Raw genomic sequence first — 17,303 nt, 5'->3', positions numbered from 1 at the left:
AAAAATTAAAAACTTACTTATTAAGCAGTTTTAAAATGCAAATGATTAATGACATTTTTAATAGAACGAAAAATTTATAGAAATAAAAATAACTTTTCGTTCTAACATTTGAAACGAATTTAAAGTGTTACTAGCAGACGGGTAAAAGATTTAACAACATAGCCATATAATAAGATAATAATTAAGTCAAAAGACAGTCATTTAGTCTTAAGACAATGCATTGTTAAGTCTTTATAGTTTATCTGAAAGTTAGTTGAACAGATAAAATTCGGATTGATGTGATATAAGATGACAACCAACGTTTTGATTTTTACTTAAGTTTTAATGTAATTATAGAAAATGACATTAAATTAAAGGACTAAAATTAAAAACGTTTATAATCGCTCAAGTTATATCTATCAAACCCCGCACATGCGATGATTTGTTAAAATTGGCAGTTCATTGCAAAGCAAAATTAACCTGATAGTAGTTCGGCAGAAATTTTGCTATGAATATAAATATGGGGTGTTTTATGCCAAATTTCAATAGTAATAAAGCGTTTAATTATTAATATTTGGTTACATTAACACCCAATCCGCAGCATTATACTAAATTAAAAACGAATAATGTAAACTCCCCAGTTTCGTGTACTATGCTGGGTTTTTATCATTTACAAAAACAACGTCAAGTCCGTGTGTTTGAGCAATTAATTCACCTAACGCCTTTATACCACCAATCTCAGTAGCATGATGCCCACAGGCTAGGTAGTCTATACCCAGCTCTCGAGCACTATGCGTAGTACGCTCTGATATCTCACCAGATATGTATAAATGGCATCCCATCGAAGCCGCTTGCTCAATCATATCTTGAGCTCCGCCTGTGCAAATACCTACTTTACTGATATATTCATTACCAGCCTCAATATGCAGTGGAGTACGCTTCAAGACTACTTGGACATTACTTATAAAATCCTCGACAGGTGTGCGTTCGCAGACTGCTATATTTCCAACAGGATATTTTTCTTCAGGATACAGCCCTCCAGTCAAGGTCAGACCCAATTGATTTGCCAACATTGCATTATTTCCAACTTTGGGATGCGCATCCAAGGGCAGATGGTATGCCAATAACGATATGTTGTTTTGAAATAAGCTACTGACACGCTTGCCCTTCATGCCCGTCAATACTTGAGGTTCTCCTTTCCAAAAATATCCATGATGCACTAATATCGCGTCAGCATTGTGCTCAATGGCGGCATCAATTAAGTTTTGAGTGGCGCTAACCCCTGTTATAATCTTCTTAATCGGCTTGCCTGCATCTAGTTGTAAGCCATTAGGAGAATAGTCTTTAAATGCTTTAGCATTCAAATAGTCGTCACACCATGATTCAAGCTCGATAGGCGTTAATTCGTTACGACTCATAAATAACCTCATAGTTTATTTTTTTTATACGTTATTTTAACTGTTATCTTATAAATACCGTTATATCATACTAATGAGTCTGAGTTTAATTGGAGAGGTTATGGGATTTAGTAACATTATTTTAACAAGATAATTTAAATTATGGCTTCATGTGCGACGTGCAAGGCTTTAAGTAGTGGTAAACTATCCATATTAATATTATGGTTATAAATACATGGCTATTAAAATTATGTGGCTAATTATCTTAGGTCATATACGTCAGGTCATTTAAGTAGTCCTATTTAAATACAGCTACTTAAATACAGCTACTTAAATACAGCTACTTAAACAAAGCTATTTGATACCTCATTATCAACTGTTTGCGTAGACTGTGGCTTTAGCCCAACACATTTGGATAAAAGATACATTTAGCTGGGCTAAGAGCACCAGTCTACATTTGATTATAATAAGTTGAAAGTGAGGTATTAGATTAAGGCTATTCAATTGACCTTGATCTGATGATGATTTATAAAATTAAATTATTGTCTTGAATTTATTGAGTTTCACCTAAATATTAGAAAAATCAGAAACTTTTCTTTTAATTAGTCTTGATACTGTAACTGATCTTATAACTATATATTTTTAATTGCCTATTATTTACATTGAGGAGTGTCATGTCCAAATCGTCAAAAAACAGTGTCATATGGAAATTGCTACCTTGGCTCCTATTGGCTTCTGTAATAGCGGCTTTAGTTCTTATTTATGTTGAGCAAAGAGCCAACCAGCAGAATACCTGGCAACCTCCTCGTAGCGAAACTACATCTATCCCTTTAGATTCAAATCGAGATTTTGATAGACCTGAACCTATAAGCTCTTACCATGATGCGGTAGCTCAAGCGTCACAATCTGTTGTAAACATATATACGACCCAAACGGTGACTCAAAACCCTTATATGAATGATCCTATATTGAGACGTTTTTATGAGTTTCATGGTCAGTTGCCACAATCAGGTGCTGAAACAAACTTGGGCTCTGGTGTTATTGTGTCTGCTGATGGTTTCATCGTTACTAACGCGCACGTAATTGCTAAAGCTGATGAAATTGTGGTAGCGTTAAACGATGGGCGAAAAGGTGTGGCTGAAGTTATTGGTTCAGATCCTGATAGTGATCTGGCTGTTATTAAGGTCAATATTAATAATCTTGAACCCTTAGTGTTTAGAGAAGATCCTATCAAGGTAGGGGATGTGGCACTGGCTATTGGTAATCCGTTTGGTGTGGGTCAAACGGTCACGCAGGGTATTATTTCTGCGACAGGACGAACGGGGCTAGGTATCAACACCTTTGAAGACTTTATTCAAACAGACGCTGCTATTAACCCGGGTAACTCAGGCGGGGCCTTAGTTGATGCCCGCGGTGAGCTTGTAGGTATTAATACCGCTATATTCTCACGATCTGGCGGCTCAATGGGTATTGGATTTGCCATACCTACCGCACTTGTAGAGCAGGTTATGAATGCCATCATCAAAGATGGTAAGGTAAGCCGTGGATGGTTGGGTATCGAAGTCTTATCGCAGCTACGTAGTCCAACTGAGCTTGATAATTCAACTGGTGTTGAGGTTAAAAAGATTATTCCAGGCAGTCCTGCTTCTAAGAGTGGTTTAGAGGTTGGTGATATTATCTTGTCCATCGATGGTGTAGAGATGACTGATGCCAATCGATTAATTCAATACGTGGCACGCAAACAGCCAAATACTGTGTTGTCTACTCAGGTATTACGTAATTCAGAGAATATGAACATTGATATCACGTTGACTGAACGACCCAGCCAAAGTAATCTACAGCAGCTGCCAAATCAACAAGTGCCTATAGATCCAAGGTTTCACGATGATCCTGAATTGATGGGTGATGACCCCAATATGGGTGAGGACTTGACCGATGAGCAGCGAGCTCAATTGCGTGAAGAACTTATTGAATTATTTGAAAATGGTCACGTACCTAATTAGGGGCTGTATAGAATTGATTAATTAGGACTGCTGATAGCTAAAATCGTTCTAGACTAGGCACACACCGACGCTAATGCTCGAAGCGTATTGAACCTTTGCTAGGTATGTAACAACGTCTAGGGCGATTTTAGCATCAGCCTTACAGGGCGGAACTATTTTTTGCCAATATATTGTGACTGTTTATAAATAATAGTTCTAACTTAGAATGACTAAGCGTCAAAAATTTCACTGCATATTGACTAAAAAAAGTCTCCGCCAGTTCCATAAATGAATTATATATAGCCCCTAGTATTCGATACATTAAATTATTGCAAAGCCTAATTGTTATATATTTTAAGTCCTTTATTTCTTGTCCAATATGTCTTGTTCTCTAAGTATAATTAAGCCCGCTATATAGCGGGCTTTTTATTTATATATGCGAGTAGTCATAGTTTGGAACCCTATACCTTAAGTTACATAAAAAAATGAGATGACTATAAGCGTTTTAGATAAGACATTTAAGTGATTTCTTTAAGATGAATCATTCCTTTGACATTACAACAACAAGTGAGTATCTCATTGTTTTCAAGCATGGCTAGAGGGGGCTCATCATAGGTTACTTCATGTGAAGAAGCCGTCATCCTCACTCGGCAACTACCACAATACCCCTCACGGCATTGGAAATTCACATCGTGCCCAGTGCGCAATAATCCATCTAATAAAGATTCGTCATCATGCAAATAAAAGCGAGTTTTGGAGGTGAAGACCCAAGTCATAAAATTAAAAAAACCTAATGATAAATTGATACAAGATAAACGAGTATAGATAAATAGCCTAAGCAGAAATAATCTTAGACCATGAAATTTAGACCATGAAATGAAGCCAACCTCTAAATCATATAGTTATGAATGTCTAAATGTATAACATTATCATGCTATAGGACTTGTATCGTATCGTATAAAAAAGATAGGTATCCCTTGTTTAAAATATCCGATCTTTTGAAAATTTTATTCCGTTTAAAATTCCCTACCACAAAAAACATCAAGTAGTTCGAAGCGTCTATAGCTCAAAGAATCTATAGTTCAAAATCATCAAAATCACTATCAGAGAGGTCTGAATCAATTTGACCAACCAGATAAGAGCTAATCTCTGTTTCTTGTGGTGCAACCTGCACATTATCAGACGATAACCAAGTATTAATCCATGGGATAGGGTTGGTCTTAGAGTTAGGGAAGATGGAAGGTAGCCCGACAGATTGCATACGTAGGTTGGTGATATATTCAACATATTGGCATAAGATATCATTATTAAGACCAATCATAGACCCATCTTTAAATAAGTAACTTGCCCAATCTTTTTCTTGCTCAGCAGCTTTACGGAATATCTCAATACTTTCTTCATGGCACTCTTGAGCGATTTCTGCCATTTCAGGATCATCTTTACCCGAAGCCATAATATTTAGCATGTGCTGTGTACTGGTTAAGTGTAGGGCTTCATCACGCGCAATCAATTTGATAATTTTGGCATTACCTTCCATCAGTTTGCGTTCGGCAAAGGCGAACGAGCAGGCAAATGATACATAAAAGCGAATGGCTTCTAGCACATTGACTGCAACCAAACACAGATACAATTTCTTTTTGAGTAAGCGTAAGTCTACCGTGATTTGTTCATCATTTAACGTATGCGTGCCTGCACCAAATAAGCTATAAACCTGTGATAACTGATACAACTCATCATAATATTTAGCGATATCAGTTGCACGGTTTAGAATGTGTTCATTTTCTAAAATGTCGTCGAACACCACACCTGGGTCATTCACAATATTACGGATAATGTGCGTATAACTACGTGAATGGATGGTCTCAGAGAATGACCACGTTTCGATCCATGTTTCAAGCTCAGGAATAGACACAAGCGGTAATAGCACCACGTTTGGGCTACGGCCTTGAATAGAATCGAGCAGGGTTTGGTACTTTAAATTACTGATAAAAATATGCTGTTCATGAGTTGATAAATTACCATAATCGATACGGTCTTTTGAAACATCAACTTCTTCAGGACGCCAAAAGAACGACAACTGCTTTTCGATGAGCTGCTCAAAGATAGGATGTTTTTGCTGATCATAACGCGCTACGTTAACAGGTTGACCAAAAAACATTGGTTCTTTAAGCGCATCATTTTTAGTTTGGCAAAAGATTGAGTACGTCATGGGTTTACCTTTTTAACCTTTGATATTTAGGGTTTGCTAAAAACTAGAAATGGAATAATAAGTACACATAGAACGGTATGGGATCAACATCTTAATCCCCTATAGCATTAATAATAAAGTTATAAGTTTTGACAGATAAGCTCTGGTCATGCATGAAGTTTTTAGGATCAAATTCTCGTAATATTGGCACAACAGCACTTATATGAGTTTTTAATATTTTGTAGGCATCTACATCTTTATTCTCAATAGACTAGTGTACCTCAAAGCACCGTTTTTCTAAATACTTTATCTAACTGTTGTGTCCAAATTGTTGTTATGAATATTGTTGTTATGAATATAGGTACACAATTAAACGCTGATAGATAATCTGTATTATTAAATAGGTTATTAAATATAGGCTATTAAATATAGGTTATTAAATATTGAGTCCTCTCAGTTTAACCGACAGTATTTTAAAAACAAACCATTTGCACCTATACGTCAATTAAGAACAGATATCATATAAGCGATTTATAAGTTAAGTGACTAATTTTATCGATTAAATAATTATTTAAAAGATTTTCTTAGATACTAGTTTTGAATTAGATTAAAGTTGTATATACTTGATTAAGGAGTAAATCTTTGTTACAAATTTTCGCATTTGTAACTTTGTTGTAATAAAGATTTTAAGGAGATTTATCAAAAAGGAGTAGTAACTTGTTAAACAAAATAACAGTGATTCTTACAACCGCGCTATTAATGACCGCATGCGGCTCAAATTCAGAAAATACAGAAACTGCCAGTGCCAATTCTGCTGAGCCTGACAAAGTATATAAGCTAAAATTAGCGGCTACTTGGGGCCCAACACTAACGCCTTTCATTGAAGCCTCAGAGAATATGGCAGAAATGGCTGAAGAGATGTCTAATGGTCGCTTACAAATCCAAGTAGACCCCTCTAACAAACATAAATCGCCGCTGGGCATTTTAGATTTAGTCAAGTCTGGTCAATACGACATGGGACATACCGCATCCTACTACTATAAAGGCAAAGACATTGCTACAGTGCCCTTCACGGCTATGCCGTTTGGTATGACCTCATCTGAGCAGCAAAGTTGGTTCTATTACGGCGGTGGTCAAGAGCTGATGCAAAAGGTATTTAAACCCCATAATATCATCCCTTTTCCAGGCGGTAATACAGGCGTGCAAATGGGCGGTTGGTTTAAAAAAGAAATCAACACGGTTGACGACTTTAAAGGTCTAAAAATGCGCATACCTGGTTTGGCTGGTGAAGTGATAGCTGAGACTGGTGCTGTGCCGACTACTATTCCAGGTGGTGAACTATACACTGCATTAGACCGTGGTACGATTGATGCGCTTGAATGGGTTGGGCCTTCTATGGATATCAAGATGGGCTTTCATAAGATTGCACCTTACTACTATACGGGTTGGCATGAGCCTGGTGCAGAGCTTGCTTTTTTTGTGAATGAAAAATCTTTTGAGAAGCTGCCTAAAGATTTACAAGAAATTTTAAAAACGTCTATTCGTGTTGCCGCAGATGATATGTCAGTTAGAACGTACCACATGAGCGCTGTAAATTTAGATAAGATGAAAGAAGAAGCGCCTAACGTTCAAATTAAAGCCATGCCACCTGCTGTACTTAATGAGCTTAAGAAGATTAACACTCGTCTAGTGGATGATATGTCTAAAGAAAACCCACTTGCGAAAGAGGTGATCGACTCACAAAAAGCATATCTAACAAAAGCTCGTGAATGGAGCAAGCTGTCAGACTATCAATACATTAAAGAAAATCAGTAGACTTATTGACTTAGAACTCTGTAAACAAGACAACACCAAAAATGCGAATTTGCATTTTTGGTTTTTTTTTAAAAGCTGAGTTATTAGAATAAAGAAAAAAGGATAAAGGATATATGCTTAAAAAAATTGAAAGAGCATTTGACGCCTTTGGTTTAGCGATAGGAAATCTAACCTCAATAGTTTTGGTGTTAATGATTTTAAACGTATTTTATGACGTGGTGATGCGCTATTTCTTCAACCAAGGCAGCATCGGCTTGCAAGAGCTAGAATGGCACTTATTTTCTATTATCATCTTACTGGGTATGGCCTATACGCTACAACAGGATGCTCATGTAAGGGTTGATGTATTTTATGACAACTTAAGTATAACCAAAAAATCGATTATCAATATTGTTGGTACACTGCTTTTTGTTATTCCCGTCGCCGTTATTATAGGCATTGGCTCTATAGACTATGTGATAGAGTCTTACACCTCAAATGAAGCCAGTGGTGACCCCGGCGGTTTAACCCATCGCTGGATAATCAAATCACTCATTCCATTAAGCTTTTTGTTTCTGGTTATTTCTGCCATAGGGTTTTTGATCAAACAGATAAATATCTTGAAAGATCATAAGTCAAAAGATAACAAGTTAGCGGAAAATGGACCTAAAGGAGTGAAGTCATGATTGGTATTATTATGTTTTTTACCGCACTCGTGATGCTGCTTTTGGGCTATCCTGTAGCGTTTACGTTTGCGGCAGTCGCATTATTATTTGCGATTATTGCAGGGCTAGTAGAAACTGACTTTAGCCTTGTTGATGGTTTTGCCTCTGCCATAGATATGTTTGATTTTATGCCGTTTCGTATCATGTCCATCATGACCAATACGATCCTAATGGCAGTGCCGATGTTTATTTTTATGGGCGTGATACTGCAAAAAACAGGTCTCGCCGAAAAGCTACTAGAGTCTATGGCAAAGCTGTTTGGTGAGATTCGGGGTGGTCTTGCCATCTCAACCGTACTGGTTGGCTCATTATTAGCCGCTTCTACTGGTATTGTTGGCGCATCTGTCGTATCGATGGGGGTAATCTCCCTGCCGATTATGCTTAGGCATAAATACAGCCCAGAGCTTGCTTGCGGTACGATTTGTGCGTCCGGCACCCTTGGTCAAATCATTCCGCCATCTATTGTACTCATTATCTTAGGCGATGTGTTCCAAGTACCTGTTGGCGACTTATTCAGAGCGGCTGTATGGCCTGGATTATTACTGGTGGGTTTATACATTCTTTATATCTTGATTCTAGCCTTTTTTGTAAAAGGGGCTGCGCCTGCGATTCCCGCTAGTGAGCTTGGCGCTACCAACAAAAAAGCCTTAGTCTTAGAAGCCATCAAAAATATCGTACCGCCACTTGCGCTTATTGTACTCGTGCTGGGGTCTATATTCTCGGGGGTGGCAACAGCGACCGAATCTTCGGCGGTTGGTTGTGTCGGTGCTATGGTTTTGGGTGCGCTATATAGGAAGTTCTCATTCTCTATGGTGAAAGAGGCGGCACAAGAATCGGTTAAAATCACGGCAATGGTGTTTGCGATTCTTATTGGAGCAACGGCATTCTCTATGGTATTTAACTATACGGGCGGAGAGGAGCTGGTAGAGCAGTTTATGCTGAATTTGCCGGGTGACGGTAAATGGAGCTTTATCATCCTTACGATGCTAGCGATTTTTATCTTAGGCTTCTTTATAGACTTCGTCGAAATTGCCTATATTATCGTGCCTATTTTATTACCAGTATCAGAGATTTTAGGTATTAGCCCATTGTGGTTTGCTATCTTGATCGCAATGAACTTGCAAACCTCTTTTTTAACCCCGCCATTTGGCTTCTCGCTGTTCTATCTCAAAGGCGTCGCACCGCCAGAGGTTCAGACAACACAAATATATAAAGGGGTGCTACCCTTTATCGGAATTCAGGTGTTTGTGTTGATGCTTATTGCTGTATTCCCCTCTGTATTTGGACTGTCTCCGCTGTTGTAGCGACTTAAATAGCTTAAAAAAATCGAATTAATTCAAAACTGAAAAAGAGCCTAAGGGCTCTTTTTTTTGTTAACGTTGCTAGAGCTAATCCTGCTATCCGCTATTATCTACTAAGCTGGGCGAGGCGGTGATTACGGTTTGAGTGATTGCTGTTGCCTCGACACTCTCTCAAAACCTAGACACCGCAACTCGCCCAACCCAGTAGGATAACCGCTACTATCAGGGCTAAACCGCACCTCCGATGCTACTATCATAGAGTCAATTAGAATGCGTTGTGTGCAAAAGTGAGCCATGGGGTCTGATTGCGGTGGGTTCTGCTTAGCCTGGCAATAGTAACATTTCCAATTTAATATAAATAGTTTTGGTATTGGGTTAGCTATTTCTGCAAGGGCGTTGATATTTGATTAGCCGTAGCCTCGTGCATTTTATGGTATTGTGGCAAACCCACACTGAACGGTATTTAATACGTGGGTTTACTTTACACCCACACTACGCTTGATATAGTAGCTATCTTGTTTAATAGCGCTTATTGTAATGTACGCGATGGCTAAAGCTTCTAGCATGACTTCAATTAAGACAAAGTCAATGTCTAACCAAGTAGTCGTCCATGAAATGGTTCCAAATATAAAGACGATATAGAGAATTGATGTCCAAGCTTTTTAAAGACTGATTTTTGTTTTTAGCAAGTAATCAGAGTCATTAACGTTGATTATGACTATATATGCGTTTACGAAATCTTTAATAATATTTCTTATAATCATTTATCATCTATTAAATATATCAAATTGCTTTATAAAAGCTCTTTACCTAGACTAACTGGATAAATGCAATTGTGCAAGCTAGGCTTAATTAACTCAAAACCAAGAGGAATAGACGTATTTACTGACCATAGCTAAACATACCAACACAATGACAGGACGTATGAGCTTACTGCCACCTTTCACTACCATATGCGAGCCAACATATGCCCCAATAGTCTGCCCAACCATCATCGCTAGTCCCACTTTCCACAGTACATTACCGCCCAAAATAAAAAAAATGAGCGAGGCAATGTTTGTCGATAAATTTAGTAATTTAGCAATGCCAGTAGCACTAATAATCTGACGACCACGTAAGGCCACATTGCCAAGCGCAAAGAACATACCTGTACCGGGCCCGATATAGCCATCATAAAAGCCAATAAGCGGTGTGACAACCTTTTGCCATGCAGACTCAGAGATGCGAGGTTCGGCATCTACTTCCCCTAAGTTTGGGGCAAATAAGGTATAAATGCCGATAGCGGCTATCAAAAATGGAATAAGTTTTTCAAGTAGTGCCGGGGATGACAGTTGCACCGCAATTGTACCAATCACAGAGCCAATAAAAGCGCCTAGAATAGCCAACTTGATGTCACGTGGATTGACCACCTTTTTTCTTATCATGGTCATCGTGGCAGCAAATGCCCCCGATGCCGCTTGTAATTTATTGGTACCCAGTGCCAGTACAGGGGGTATATTTGCGAGTAATAAGGCAGGTATGGTTAACAGACCACCACCGCCTGCAATGGCATCAATAAATCCAGCCAGCCCTGCCACTACAGCTAGCAGTACGATGATGTCTAGGGACAGGGTGATATCCATAAAAGGGGTCTCAAATTATCGCTCAAGCAGCCATGTAGTCATTTTACCACATGGCATGGTCTCGTTAATGGGCAAGTATATCAAGCTTTGAAAAGGTATGGGGCTAGATATAGTGTGACTACGTTTAGGAAATGGTGCAGCATATACGTCACCCGATCATAGTACGTTTTTGAGTTTGAGTGGGTTGTAATTTATATGCGCAGGTTGGTATGAGCTTATAGATAAATACTGATAGATAAGCGCTGACTGATAAGTACTGATGAACAGATTGTGCTTTGCTATCCTACGGGCTACGCCTAACTAGGATCTGTATAGCTTATAACGTACAAAGCAGTTAACCATTTCTGGTTAACAGCGCATCGTGTCATCAGTTATTGACTATTATGCGCATTAAGTTACTAGGAAGCGAAGTCAGCAAAGGCGTCTACAAACTTATTTAAATATTTCTGGGTGCGCTCACTGGTAAAGTTGCCATCATCGTCAAGCGCGTCATAAGCATTGCTTAGATATATCTCTGGAGATAACAGTACGGGTGCTGCAAAGGGAAGCATCGTTTTACGAAGATCAAACCCACAGCTTCTACCCCCATAACTGCTGGGTGAGGCGGTGACAAAGGCTGTTTTCTTGCCCGACAGTGCGCTGGCTTTGAACGGCCGTGAAAGCACATCCAAAGCATTTTTAAGCCCACCTGGAATACTACGGTTATATTCAGGACTCACAATCAATAACGCATCCGCATTTTCTACTTGTTGCCGAATACGGGTGTAGCTCTCAGGCGGAGTATCTCTATCAATATCTTCATTATAATGTGGTAAATCATCGATACGACATTCTGTTACTGTCACATGCTCTGGCATCTGGGACACCATATATTCGGCAAATTTACGATTGACAGATTCTATACGTAAGCTGCCTATGATTAGAGCGATGCTTACTGGTTTGTTTGAGTTCATTATGGGCTGTCCTTTTGGTTATATATTTTTTATGCAGTGCCATCTTGGATGGTTACTGGCATAGTACCATCGGTAGTTTTTAATTAAAAATGACTTTGAGAAGTTTTTATTGCTAGACAGTTAAAATAAGAATAATCAATTAATAAAGCGTTTGATTTGAGATTTAGAATAGCTGACTGATAGGCGGTTTAGGCTTGGTTAACTTACCCTACAGAACTCTATTATTCGTTATATTAGGTGAGTTTAAAGCTTAGAATTGATTGTAATTAATAGATTAGTAATATGCCCACCATACGCTTGCTAAAAATAAACCTACTCATTAGAAACCTTGCTTGATTCAACAACATTCCTAAGCTTCTTCATGATGATCAATTAGAAAATCAAACATACGATGGGCAAAATTATTCCAAAGTGAGCCGATACTGGCATCAAAAGTGGTATCAAGCTGAGTGATACGAATTTTAAAAATCTTACCTTCTTTTTCAGTCAAATAAATTGCGGTGACTGCCGGCGTGTTATTTATTTTAAAGTTACCATATACTTGCGCTTGAATACCACCATCCAGCTCGACTAATTTCGGGTTAAATATACTAAAGTCTTGATACATTCCTCTTTTTTCAGCTTCTTCAATATCGCCAATTGTACTGCCTGTCATGATGCCAACAATATCCGCATGTGCACGGTCTGCTAGATCCTTAGGTACAGGATAAACATAAACGTCTGCCCAAGTATTAGCAGGGGCTTTATAATTCATTGAATAGCCCATATAGTCTTCGGGATAGACGATTGAATTTTCATAGATAAAGAAATCAATTGCTCGTGGCGATTTATCGATGATGCCTACTGACGTATCTGTGGCTAACACGTTTAAAGTACTTATCTGGTTCGGTTGTGTGTGCTCTGTTGGTTTGGCGATGCTATATGAGGATAAAGATAAAAAGCCAATGGCTAATAGAGCTGGTACAAATTTCATAAGGATTCTCGATTATTGTTTGTGAGTTTTACAAAATCGTTGTTAAGACAGTTTTCATAATTAGATGGTTGATTCAATCACAGTATAATATATATGTAGTCGCGTAGCGGTATAAATAATTGAACACCTAGACAATGGCACGATGATATTTATATAATCTTGAGCTTACTGTAAGAGTCGCCGTACCTATATCTTAAGCCTCATATAAATAAGGCTTTAATATTGATAGCAATTCTTTAGATGTCTATTAGCGTGGCTGATTATCCTTAATATTGGATTTTTACGGTAGGATGTATTCAAAGTATAGCGTTTTGCTTATTGCGTGGGTTTCATAGCGTTATATCCATTAAGGACTGATTGACTGTATTCAATATTTCTACGTGAAGTGAATGCGGGTAGGTATGATAATGATAGGGAAGGTAGTAAGTTGATAGGCGATTTTGATGAATAAGTGGATTTTTAAAGTAGGGTGGAGTAGATTTTTTAAGAATGGTAGAGGTGTGGAAAAATCATAACCCATCGATGTTTTATATATGTAATTTGTGGGTTACGCTTGGTAATCCACTTTAAGTAATTCTCTTATAAGCTATATGGGCTGGGCTGATATTAAAATATTACATATATCTAAAAGCTGGGCAAAATGCCCAGCCTACGCTTGCTTGAATTATAATATGCATATTTGAGGTAATGGGAATAGCTGCATATTCATCATTTTTCAGTAATCTGTACAGATGTATGCCAATCTATTGGCAATAATGTATTTATCATCATATTCTGTCCAAACCCTACCAGTTTTACCCAAAAAAACACTAGTATTAAAAAAATGAAAATATTGAATGTAAGAAGATGCATATAGTTTGTGTTTTCAGAATCTTCAGTTTTATCAGGAGCAATAAATATATTACGGTAGACAGGTAAGCCGCAAAAAGCTAGAAATATTACTGTTGTTGACCAAAATACTAAGTTTGAAATAAGTGGTTGTTGTTCACTATTAAATATTATGGGAGGAGATATGTGAACAATAATATAACTTATAAAGTTAATTAATACTGCTATAGGAATTGATAGTATTGATGTTTGAATAGGATAGTATTTAGATACTACACGTAGTATAGAAATAATTGGAATTGAGATTAAGATATAAGACACTATACATAGAAATAAATTGTTCAAGTTAAAGTATATGTCTACATTTTGAGTTTCTTTAATCTGATTGATATTGAGACCACTTCCTAAGCTTGAAATAAGCGTAAAAATACCAAGTAATAATGCTCCAAATGTACAAATTACTATAATAGGTGAGTCTTTGAACTCATTAATTGCGTTCTTTTTAAATGACATATCTTATCCATCATAAACTTAAATTATTAATGCATAATCTTGTTTTAAAGAGCAGTTTAGACTCGATTAAAGCGGTAGCTTAGTAGTTTGTGGGGCATACAGTGCCTTGCACAAGAGTGTTATCGAGATAACAGGAACGCTATGGTGCTTTTAAGCACTGTGTCCCACCGCCCGCTAACTAAAAGCGGAAGTCGCAATTTACTACTTATAATAATTCTAAACTTAGGCGAAACTCTAGCATTTACAATAATACCGTTACCCGCCGAGGGACGAGGCACGGACATAGCCATTAAAGATAGACTGCCCATGCCTCGCATATTTCTCAATTATTAAAGAGCTTAGATGCTGAGGCTCATCTTGTTCGCTTAAAGCTTACAAGCCCCGCCTTCACAACCATCATCCATATCGGCTTGGGCATCGTTCGCGCCGTCTCGGGTGTTGTGGTAATACAGGGTTTTGACGCCGAGCTTATAAGCGGTCAATAAGTCCTTGAGTAGCACTTTCATGGGCACACGCTGGCCTTCATAATGGGTAGGGTCATAGTTAGTATTGGCAGAAATACTTTGGTCAATAAACTTCTGCATAATGGCAACAAGCTTTAAGTAGCCGTCATTGTTGGGCATTTGCCATAACAGCTCGTACTGACCTTTTAAGTTTAAGATATCAGGCACAACCTGCTTTAAGATGCCGTCTTTTGAGGCTTTGACCGATACCAAGCCACGTGGCGGCTCGATGCCGTTGGTGGCGTTGGCAATCTGACTTGAAGTCTCTGATGGCATAAGCGCCGTAAGGGTCGAGTTACGTAAGCCATGCTCGGTAATCTCAGAACGTAAGGTTTCCCAATCAAGCTGTAGCGGCTCATTGCAGACTTCATCAAGATCCTTTTTGTAGGTGTCGATGGGCAGTTTGCCTTGCGAGTAGGTGGTCTCGTTAAACGCTGGGCAAGCGCCTTGCTCTTGGGCAAGCTTATTTGACGCTTTAAGTAAATAGTACTGTAACGCCTCAAAAGTTTGGTGCGTTAAGCCGAGAGCGGAACCATCCGAGTACTTAGTCCCGTTTTTAGCAAGGTAATACGCATAATTAATCACGCCCACGCCTAGCGTGCGGCGGCGCATACTACCATTTTCAGCAGCTTTAACAGGATAGTCTTGATAGTCGAGTAGGGCGTCAAGCGCTCGCACGATAAGCTCAGCAGGCTCTTCGATGTCGTTAAGATTATTAACTTCACCCAAGTTCACTGCGGATAGGGTACATAGGGCAATTTCACCGTTTTCATCGTTGATATTATCCAGGGGCTTAGTGGGTAGTGCAATTTCCATACATAAGTTGGACTGGCGGATGGGCGCAACGCTGGCATCAAACGGGCTGTGGGTGTTACAGTGGTCAACGTTTTGGATGTAGATACGCCCTGTACTGGCACGCTCTTGCATCATGAGGCTAAAGAGATCTGCTGCTGGCACGTGACGCTTACGAATGCTGTCGTCTTGCTCATACTTCGTATATAGCGCTTCGAACTCATCTTGATCTGCAAAAAATGCTTCGTATAAGCCAGGTACATCAGAAGGTGAAAATAATGCGATGTCTTGTCCTTTGATAAGACGGGTGTATAACGTTTTATTGATTTGCACGCCGTAGTCCATTTGACGCACACGATTGTCTTCAACCCCGCGGTTGTTCTTAAGCACCAATAAGGATTCTACTTCTAAATGCCATAGTGGGTAGAATAAAGTCGCCGCGCCGCCACGTACTCCGCCCTGCGAGCAGCATTTGACTGCGGTTTGGAACAGTTTGTAAAACGGAATGCAGCCGGTATGCTGTGCTTCGCCGCCACGAATAGGACTGCCAAGCGCTCGAATATTACCTGCATTGATACCGATGCCGGCACGCTGCGACACATAACGCACAATAGCGCTGGTAGTGGCATTGATAGAGTCTAAGCTGTCGCCGCATTCAATAAGCACGCATGAACTAAACTGACGCGAAGGGGTGCGTACGCCCGCCATGATAGGGGTAGGTAATGATATCTTAAACTGTGAGGCAGCATCATAAAAGCGCTTCACGTAATTTAAACGCTCTGCTTTGCCGTACTGCTTGTCATAACCTGCAAACAAACACATACCGACTAAGATATATAAGAACTGCGGGCTCTCGTAAACGGTTTTAGTTACTCGGTCTTGTACTAGGTATTTGCCTGCCATCTGTTCAGCCGCAGCATAAGCAAGGTTCATATCACGCCAATGGTCGATGTAGTCATTTAATTCATCGAACTCTTCTTTGGAGTAATCTTGTAGGATATGCTCGTCGTATTTGCCCGCTTCAGTTAATTTGCTGACGTGATCATAAAGATGCGGCGGCTCAAACTGGTTGTAGGCAATTTTACGTAAATGGAAAATCGCTAAACGTGCAGCAAGATATTGGTAATCTGGCGTGTCTTCACTGATTAAATCGGCGGCCGCTTTGATGATGGTTTCATGAATATCTTTGGTTTTAATACCATCGTAAAACTGAATGTGAGATTTAAGCTCAACTTGTGACACTGACACATCATCAAGATCATTGGCAGCCCACTCAATTACCTTATGGATTTTATCCAAATCGATCGGTTCTAAGCGTCCGTCACGTTTCATAACCTTGATGTTGTCAATATGTGTCATTACGATCTCCAGTGAATGTAAAAAGCGTTGGTCAGTGTAGGGTTTGTCTTTTGATTTTATGTCGTTTTTATAACGAGCATGAATCGTATTCTGTGCAATTTTTTAACATTGATAAAAGCTGTTAAACCTACATTAAACGCTAGTAAGTATATAAATAAACTAAGTTGTTTGTATTTTTATAGAAAACTACAAACACTATATATAGGGTGGCTTTTAAGTTATAGACACAATATAAAGGAAAAAAAGTATTCTTACCATATTGACAAATCGCAAAATTGAGGTTCAATACCTGCAAAAGCAAGGTAATAAAAAGTACCATTTTTAGTTGTCATTCTTGAACCGCTGAATCTGTAACGTTTACGTAATATGTCAAGAAAAAATTCAAATCTTTTTT

12 protein-coding genes are annotated in these 17,303 nt (G+C 38.8%); 4 read left to right on the top strand and 8 right to left on the bottom strand.

What is annotated here, in order from left to right; genetic code table 11:
- Positions 1–629: 629 nt before the first annotated feature.
- Entirely contained in the window at positions 630–1,397 is a 768-nt protein-coding gene (locus tag AC2SLP_RS03745) for a Nif3-like dinuclear metal center hexameric protein (RefSeq protein WP_486535298.1), read from the bottom strand.
- A gap of 653 nt (positions 1,398–2,050) precedes the next feature.
- Between AC2SLP_RS03745 and AC2SLP_RS03740 the strand changes: the two genes are divergently transcribed.
- Positions 2,051–3,379: a S1C family serine protease gene (locus AC2SLP_RS03740; protein ID WP_486535297.1), complete on the top strand. Its 1,329-nt coding sequence runs from the start codon at positions 2,051–2,053 to the stop codon at positions 3,377–3,379.
- Positions 3,380–3,876: 497 nt separating this feature from the next.
- Here the strand turns inward: AC2SLP_RS03740 and yfaE are convergent, their stop codons facing one another.
- Both yfaE and nrdB read right to left on the bottom strand, forming a co-directional pair.
- Positions 3,877–4,134: a class I ribonucleotide reductase maintenance protein YfaE gene (gene yfaE, locus AC2SLP_RS03735; RefSeq protein ID WP_486535296.1), complete on the bottom strand. Its 258-nt coding sequence runs from the start codon at positions 4,132–4,134 to the stop codon at positions 3,877–3,879.
- A 299-nt stretch (positions 4,135–4,433) separates the two neighbouring features.
- Positions 4,434–5,567 carry a class Ia ribonucleoside-diphosphate reductase subunit beta gene (gene nrdB, locus AC2SLP_RS03730; protein WP_486535295.1) on the bottom strand — a complete coding sequence of 378 codons (1,134 nt, stop codon included), beginning with the start codon at positions 5,565–5,567 and terminating at the stop codon, positions 4,434–4,436.
- A 696-nt stretch (positions 5,568–6,263) separates the two neighbouring features.
- Here nrdB and AC2SLP_RS03725 point away from each other — a divergent pair.
- The 3 genes from AC2SLP_RS03725 (at position 6,264) to AC2SLP_RS03715 (ending at position 9,369) form a co-directional block, all read left to right on the top strand.
- Positions 6,264–7,361: a TRAP transporter substrate-binding protein gene (locus AC2SLP_RS03725; protein ID WP_486535294.1), complete on the top strand. Its 1,098-nt coding sequence runs from the start codon at positions 6,264–6,266 to the stop codon at positions 7,359–7,361.
- Positions 7,362–7,474: 113 nt separating this feature from the next.
- Positions 7,475–8,026 carry a TRAP transporter small permease subunit gene (locus AC2SLP_RS03720; RefSeq protein WP_486535293.1) on the top strand — a complete coding sequence of 184 codons (552 nt, stop codon included), beginning with the start codon at positions 7,475–7,477 and terminating at the stop codon, positions 8,024–8,026.
- Positions 8,023–9,369, top strand: a complete 1,347-nt coding sequence (locus AC2SLP_RS03715) for a TRAP transporter large permease (protein WP_486535292.1) — start codon at positions 8,023–8,025, stop codon at positions 9,367–9,369. The genes AC2SLP_RS03720 and AC2SLP_RS03715 overlap by 4 nt, the downstream gene beginning before the upstream one ends.
- An 854-nt stretch (positions 9,370–10,223) precedes the next feature.
- Here the strand turns inward: AC2SLP_RS03715 and AC2SLP_RS03710 are convergent.
- The 5 genes from AC2SLP_RS03710 to nrdA all read right to left on the bottom strand — a co-directional run bounded on the left by AC2SLP_RS03710 (position 10,224) and on the right by nrdA (position 16,909).
- Positions 10,224–10,988 (bottom strand): TSUP family transporter, encoded by a 765-nt coding sequence (locus tag AC2SLP_RS03710; RefSeq protein WP_486535291.1) that lies wholly within the window; start codon positions 10,986–10,988, stop codon positions 10,224–10,226.
- 398 nt (positions 10,989–11,386) lie between these two features.
- On the bottom strand, positions 11,387–11,941 hold the full coding sequence (locus AC2SLP_RS03705) for an NADPH-dependent FMN reductase (RefSeq protein WP_486535290.1): 555 nt from the start codon (positions 11,939–11,941) through the stop codon (positions 11,387–11,389).
- A gap of 349 nt (positions 11,942–12,290) precedes the next feature.
- Positions 12,291–12,914, bottom strand: coding sequence for a hypothetical protein (locus AC2SLP_RS03700; RefSeq protein ID WP_486535289.1), 624 nt, complete (start codon positions 12,912–12,914; stop codon positions 12,291–12,293).
- Between the two features lie 708 nt (positions 12,915–13,622).
- Complete coding sequence (locus AC2SLP_RS03695) at positions 13,623–14,255, bottom strand: hypothetical protein (RefSeq protein WP_486535288.1); 633 nt, start codon at positions 14,253–14,255, stop codon at positions 13,623–13,625.
- Positions 14,256–14,620: 365 nt separating this feature from the next.
- Complete coding sequence (gene nrdA / locus AC2SLP_RS03690; protein WP_486535287.1) at positions 14,621–16,909, bottom strand: class 1a ribonucleoside-diphosphate reductase subunit alpha; 2,289 nt, start codon at positions 16,907–16,909, stop codon at positions 14,621–14,623.
- Between the last annotated feature and the right edge of the window lie 394 nt (positions 16,910–17,303).

The organism is Psychrobacter sp. CX21 (genome assembly GCF_057396255.1).
Note: the sequence above shows the minus strand (reverse complement) of the source record. Positions and strands in the feature narration are given on the sequence as shown.